We start from the raw sequence: 671 nt of genomic DNA, 5'->3' as shown, positions 1-671 counted from the left end.
ACCGGGTCCAGGGCGACAATGCGTGGATTTCGCTGGGATTGCGCGAGGGCAAGAACCGCGAGGTGAAGCGCATCCTCGAACATCTCGGCCTGCAGGTGAACCGCCTGATCCGCCTCTCGTTCGGACCCTTCCAGCTCGGCGAAATCGAAGAGGGCATGGTCGAAGAGGTCAAGACCAAGATCCTGCGCGACCAGCTGGGCGACGCCCTCTCCAAGGAGGCCGGCGTGGATTTCGAAAGTCCCGTGCGCGAGCCCATCGCGCCGTTCGGCACCCCCGCGAAGGAAGATCGTCCCGAGCGGGGCGACGCCCGCCCCTCGCGGGAGCGCGGCGAAGACCGGCCCCGTCGGACGCGGGACAACGACAGGCAGGAGGAGCGCCCGCGCTTTTCCCGTCCGGGTTCCGACCGCCCGACAGCCAGGGGTCGTGGCGACGACGACCGCCGGAGCCAGGGCCGCGACGAGGAAGCGCCTCGCAAGTATCCGTCCCGCCTCGAACCGAAGACGAGCATCTGGCGCGCCTCCGATTCCGACGAGGCCGCGACCAGAAAAACCCCGCGCCGGGGCGCCGATCCGCGCGCCGCGCGGACCGTGACCGCAGCGCGTCCCCGCGAACGCGCCGCCGCCATCGAATCGAGCGAAGGCCGCAAGGTCAAGGTCGAGCGGCTGGTGAGC

Annotated in this window: 1 pseudogene; it reads left to right on the top strand. The window is 70.2% G+C overall.

The features are described from left to right. Positions 1 to 671, top strand: a pseudogene (locus AC1DVM_RS23220) (pseudouridine synthase); the annotation flags it as partial.

The sequence above is a fragment of the Microvirga sp. P4_A5 genome, from assembly GCF_056402495.1.
The sequence above is the reverse complement of the archived record's forward strand: the minus strand, read 5'-3'. Positions and strand labels throughout refer to the sequence as shown.